Here is a 5039-nt window from a genome sequence, read left to right as displayed (position 1 = left end):
GTCCTGGTCGGCGCGCTCGTCTTGCTCGCCTCGCTTTGGTCGCTCGACCAGTTCACGGATTTCCAGACAGGGTGGGCCGTAATGGCGGTCGCTTTCGGCACCATTGCCTGGAGTGCGACTTTCTATTTCGGCTGCCTCATCGTCGAAGGCTCGCTCACCGACTACATTGTCAGCGACGATACTGAAATCAAAGGTGAGAACGTCGAGATGGTTACCAAGACCCGCTCCAGCGGCGATGACCGGCTCGACAGCTGGATCGAAAAATTCGTGTTCGCGCGCAATACGTTTGGCTTGTCGATCCTGCCGCTGGTCCTGCTCGGCGGTGTCTTCATATTCGGCTGATCAGACGCGCCGCATCAGGCTTGGCAGCTCATCCGAGGACGCGCTTGCAAGGCCGGCGAGGGTTCTGCGCACCGGCTTGGCCTTGTCCGCTATCAGCATTCCGAGAGTCCTGACCGGTTTGGTCAGGGACAGATCATTGGAAAACAGCCGGTCGATCGCATCCATGGCGAGCGCCGTCGTGGTTGCGCCAAACCGGCGCGATGTCTGATAGGCATCAAGCACCTGGTCAGAGCCGATATCGAGGCCCGCGCGGTCGCCTTCTATTATAGCATCATAAAGCGCAGCCACATCGCGGAAGCCCTGATTGAGCCCTTGGCCCGCGAGCGGATTGATCCGGCGAACGGCATCGCCAAGCAGCGCAACGCGTTCATCCACCATCCGCTCTGCAATCTGCAGGATGAGCGGATAGGAGCCCATCGGGCCATCGATCTTCATCTCTCCCGCGAAATCGGCAAAGCTGTGATTAAGCTCGGCTTCAACGGCTTCGGCTGGCTGTTTGGCTAGCGCTTCTGCAGCGCCGCGCTTCATATACCAGGCCAGATTTGCCCTGTCGCCTTGCAGGGGCAGCGTGGCGAAGGGGCCCTCAGGCGTAAACAGCTGGCGGGCAACCCCGTGATGGGGGCGCGACAGGGTCACATTGGCGGCGAAGACAGACTTTCCATAATCGCGGCCCTCTGTCTCGATGCCGGCGGCATGGCGAACCGACGACTTCATGCCGTCTGCCCCGATCAGAAGTCTGGCCGAGAGCGTCTTACCGCCAGCAAGTTTCACGTCGACGCCGCCCGGCCGAGCCTCAAAGCCTTCAAACAGGTCAGGGCGAATGAGGGTTAGCCTGTCCTGATCAGCGGCGGCCTCATCCAGAGCCTTCTGCAGATGGCGCGCTTCGACCATCTGGCCGAGCGTTTCGCTCTCCTCGCGGTCAATCAGATCATCATCCGTGAAAAATATAGACGGCGCGCCGAACCAGTGAGAGCCGCCGTCTTCGGCCTCCAGCCCATGCAGCGGCTCGGTCAGGCCATCGAGGCGATCTGTAATGCCTATCGCAGCAAGCAGCCGCCAGCTTCCTGTCACGATTGCGAAATTGCGCGTATCTTCGCGGGCCGGTTGTCCCGCCGCCCTGGCATCGATCAGGGCCGTCTCGAAGCCAGCCTGGCTCAGCGCCAGCGCCAGGGACGCTCCGGCTGGTCCAGCACCGACAATGACGATCTCTGCATCAGGCTCGCTCATGACAGTTATCTAAGACGAGGGCCATTTCTGGTCCATAGCTGACCCCTAAACGGGCGTTTGGGTCGCAGGATGCTCGAATTTTGATCAGACTTAACGGCTGGTAACGTGGTCGCCTCTTTGTCTCTGGTCGATTGGTGGGCATGTCAGCTTATCTCTCCCGGTCATACCAACTATTGGGAGAAGGGCATGAAATATCTATTGAAAGGGGCGATGAGAGGAGCGGCAATTGTGCCGTTAGCCGCCCTTGGCGCGCTCGGCGCCACGGCGCAGGACGCCTCAGCGGTCGGCGCATATGTCGACAACAGTTATCTGTTCCTGATCGGTGGCCTCATCGTCATGTTCATGGCGGCTGGCTTCTGTATGCTCGAGGCAGGCCTCGTGCGCAAAAAGAATGCATCCATGCAGTCCATGAAGAATGTGGCGCTGTTTTCCGTCGCAGGGATCATGTTCTGGCTGGTTGGCTACAATATGGCCTATCCCGGCGACACGATTGCCGGCTGGGTGGGTCTTCCTTCCTTTATCTGGGCACCTGAGGAAAGCCTCGACACAGGCTATGCAGCCTCATCGGACTGGTTCTTCCAGATGGTCTTCGTGGCAACCGCCGCGTCCATCGTGTCCGGCACGGTTGCAGAGCGTGTGAAGCTCTGGCCGTTCCTGATCTTCACGGCCTTCCTGACGGCGTTCATCTATCCGATCGTCGCATCCTGGGAATGGGGCGGCGGCGCGCTCGATGCGCAGTTCGGCTTCTCTGACTTTGCTGGCTCGACGCTGGTTCACTCGACGGGTGGCTGGGCTGCCCTGGTCGGTGCGATCATCATTGGTCCGCGCATCGGCAAATATGTGAATGGTCAGATCCATCCTATGCCTGGCTCGAACATTCCACTGGCGGCACTGGGTACATTCATTCTCTGGTTCGGCTGGTTCGGCTTTAACGGTGCGTCGCAACTTGCTGCCGGCACTTTCGATGACATCAATGCTGTCGCCAATATCTTCGCCAATACGAACATGGCGGCCTGTGGCGGTGTGATCGCCGCAATGGTTCTCACAGCCGTGCTCTACAAGGGCAAGGTCGATGCGACCATGGCCTTCAACGGCGCGATTGGCGGCCTCGTCTCGATTACGGCAGAGCCACTTGCACCCAGCATGGGCGCTTCGCTCCTGATCGGTGCGGTTGGCGGTGTGCTTGTCGTGCTCACCGTGCCGCTGCTCGACAAGTTCAAGATCGATGATGTCGTCGGCGCCATCCCGGCTCACCTTGTGTGCGGTATCTGGGGCACGATGATTGTGGCAGCCTCCTACGGCAACGTTGTCATGATCCCGGCCGCCGATGCAGATGGCGCGATCGGTGTCAGCTATGTTGGCCAGCTTATCGGGGTCATCGCCTGCGCGGTCTTTGTCTCGATCGCCTCGGCCATTGTCTGGCTGGCACTCAAATTCACCGTCGGCGTCCGTCCGAGCGAAGAAGAAGAAATCGCTGGCATGGACAAGTCAGAAGTTGGTCTCGAGGCCTATCCGGAATTCGGATAACGCCTCCACCGGTTCGTTTCTCTCGGGAAGCGATTCCTCCCAGACTTCCCCGGCCAGGCAACTGGCCGGGGATTTTTTTGTGAGATTCCACCACAGACCGGCTGCTGCGTTTGCGCGGTGTTAAGGCCCTTCGGGCAATTTGACTGAAAATCCTCAAGTCAGATGGTGGACAAGGACATGGCCAATTCGGTTGCCCAGACACAGAATGTAAGAGAATCCTCAGATCCGGTATGGCGCATCCTGACAGGGACCGCCGCCTTTGCGATTGGCGTGTTTCTCTGCGGCAGCGTCGGCTCTTACCAGTCCACCGATCCAAGCTTGAACGCGGCAACCGCCATGGATGTGCAGAACCTGTTCGGCGGAACGGGCGCGATTGTGGCCGACCTCGCCTTGCAAACATTCGGCTTTGCGTCGTGGATGGCAGGGCTCTCCCTCATGGTTGGCGGGGCGATGCGGGCGGTCCTGATCGGCGCGCCCAAAATGCGCCGCTGGGCCTATGGGGCGGGCTTTGTGGTCATTCTCTCCGGGGCGCTGGCCTCCTTCCCTGTCCCGGCCTCGTGGCCGCTCTGGTCAGGGCTTGGCGGGATGTTCGGAGACTTCCTCTACGACCTCGCTATTGTGCCGTTCAAGGCGCTTCTCATGCCTGCGCCGAATGTCCTGGCGGGCCTGTTTCTGGGAGCAGTTGCTCTCGTTCTCGCCTTTTCGGCCCTTGGCTTCCGCCGCGGCGATGCCCGCTTGCTGCAGACCGCCGCTGCCAGCTCCGGGCGCCGGGCCGCCGCAGGCGCAGGCAGTGTAGGGGCGCGGCTTTTCGGCGGCCTCGGCGGCCTTTTCGACAAGAAGACGCATGCGTCCGATGACGAATTTGACGGCCCCGCCGTCTCGCGCCGGGCGCCAGTTCAGGAGGACGAGCCGGAAGAGGCCGGCGCAGACTATGAGGACACCGAAGCCGATGATGACTTGCCCATCGCCGCGACACGGCCAAAGCTGACACCCGCCAAGCCGCGCGAAGCTGAGCGCCCGCGTCCGACTGTGCGCAAGCGCGCCCGCCGCGGGGCAAAAATCCTCCCCTCCATCGACCTCCTGCAGGACCCGCCCTCACGCCGCGGCGCTGTCGACGAGGACGGTCTTCTCGCCCAGGCGAACCGCCTCTCTGAAGTACTTCGCGAATTCGGCGTGCGCGGCCGCATCAAGGAAGTGCGCCCTGGCCCGGTCGTCACCCTGTTCGAGCTTGAGCCGGCCGCTGGCGTAAAATCGGCGCGCGTCATCTCGCTGGCCGATGACATCGCCCGCTCCATGAGTGCGGTGTCGGCGCGCGTGGCCGTCATACCCGGCAAGAATGCAATCGGTATCGAGCTGCCGAATGAGGAACGCGAAACGGTCTATTTCCGCTCGCTTCTCTCCTCGACCGCCTACACGAACGCAAAAGCGCCGCTTCCCATGGCCCTTGGTGAGGATATTGGCGGAACGCCAACGGTCGTAGACCTGTCAAAAATGCCTCACCTGCTGATTGCGGGCACGACCGGCTCAGGTAAGTCCGTCGGCGTCAATGCGATGATCCTGTCGCTGATCTACCGCCTGTCGCCAGAGCAGTGCCGGTTCATCATGATCGACCCGAAAATGCTCGAACTGTCGATCTATGAGGGCATTCCGCACCTGCTTGCGCCGGTCGTGACGGACCCGAAAAAGGCCGTCAACGCATTGCAATGGGCCGTGCGTGAGATGGAAAGCCGCTATGAGCTGATGTCCAAGGCCGGCGTGCGAAACCTCGCTGGTTTCAACGAGAAGGCGGCCAAATATCGCGAGCGCGGCGACCAGATGACCCGCAAGGTGCAGACCGGCTATGACGATCGCGGCAAGCCGGTCCATGAGACCGAGATTCTGCCCCTCGATCATATTCCTAACATCGTTGTGGTGATTGATGAGATGGCGGATCTGATGATGGT

At 60.9% G+C, this 5039-nt stretch carries 4 protein-coding genes; 3 read left to right on the top strand and 1 reads right to left on the bottom strand.

Annotation, left to right across the window (positions count from 1 at the left end; translation table 11 throughout):
* Positions 1-342, top strand: a 342-nt coding sequence (locus WA989_RS01430; RefSeq protein WP_424338749.1) for a hypothetical protein, incomplete at its 5' end; no start/stop codon positions are given.
* Here the strand turns inward: WA989_RS01430 and WA989_RS01425 are convergent.
* Complete coding sequence (locus tag WA989_RS01425; RefSeq protein WP_424338748.1) at positions 343-1569, bottom strand: FAD-dependent monooxygenase; 1227 nt, start codon at positions 1567-1569, stop codon at positions 343-345.
* A gap of 186 nt (positions 1570-1755) precedes the next feature.
* On the opposite strand from WA989_RS01425, the gene amt reads away from it, so the two are divergent.
* Entirely contained in the window at positions 1756-3096 is a 1341-nt protein-coding gene (gene amt / locus WA989_RS01420) for an ammonium transporter (protein ID WP_424338747.1), read from the top strand.
* Between the two features lie 177 nt (positions 3097-3273).
* Positions 3274-5039, top strand: a 1766-nt coding sequence (locus tag WA989_RS01415; RefSeq protein WP_424338746.1) for a DNA translocase FtsK 4TM domain-containing protein, incomplete at its 3' end; no start/stop codon positions are given.

Source organism: Henriciella sp., assembly GCF_049649345.1.
Lineage (GTDB): Bacteria > Pseudomonadota > Alphaproteobacteria > Caulobacterales > Hyphomonadaceae > Henriciella.
This window is presented reverse-complemented; position numbering and strand designations above follow the sequence as displayed.

Excerpts from the sequence above, each read along its gene's own strand:
- WA989_RS01425 (WP_424338748.1), bottom strand. The coding sequence starts at position 1,569 with ATGAGCGAGCCTGATGCAGAGATCGTCATTGTCGGTGCTGGACCAGCC.
- amt (WP_424338747.1), top strand. The coding sequence starts at position 1,756 with ATGAAATATCTATTGAAAGGGGCGATGAGAGGAGCGGCAATTGTGCCG.